A 590-nucleotide genomic window follows, 5' to 3' on the forward strand; every position below is an offset into this window, starting at 1 on the left:
CAGACCGTAGAGTTCTCAAGCGTGATGGTCGAACACGCAACGCCAGTCATACGGGTCGATCCCGAGCGCCCGGCCGCTCCCGCCGTGGAGCGTGCCGCCGCCATCCTGCGCGATGGTGGGATCGTCGGTCTGCCCACCGAGACGGTCTACGGACTGGCGGGCGATGCCTGGGCCGAGGCGGCCGTCCGGCGAATCTTCGAGGCCAAGCAGCGCCCGGCGGATAATCCCCTGATCGTCCATGTGCATGGACTCGAAGGCCTCCACCGGGTGGCCCGGCGGGTCCCGCCGCTGGCCGACGAACTGGCCACACGCTGGTGGCCTGGCCCGCTCAGCCTGGTCGTCGAGGCTGCCGAGGACCTGCCGAGCGTGACCCGGGGCGGGCTGACGACCGTTGCGGTACGCATGCCCGCCCACCCGGTGGCGCTCGCCGTCCTGAAGGCGGCCGATCTTCCGCTGGCCGCGCCAAGCGCCAACCGTTCCGGCCGTCCCAGCCCCACCACCGCGGCTCACGTCGTCGACGACCTCGGCGGGCGGGTGGACCTGGTGCTCGACGCTGGACGCTGCCGGGTCGGCGTGGAATCGACCGTGGT

1 protein-coding gene is annotated in these 590 nt (G+C 72.0%); it reads left to right on the forward strand.

Annotation, left to right across the window (positions count from 1 at the left end):
* Nucleotides 1-24 precede the first annotated feature (24 nt).
* Nucleotides 25-590: threonylcarbamoyl-AMP synthase (locus GEV06_29100; GenBank protein MPZ21895.1), on the forward strand; the 566-nt coding region annotated here is incomplete at its 3' end.

The organism is Luteitalea sp., assembly GCA_009377605.1.
In the GTDB taxonomy this organism is placed as follows: domain Bacteria; phylum Acidobacteriota; class Vicinamibacteria; order Vicinamibacterales; family Vicinamibacteraceae; genus WHTT01.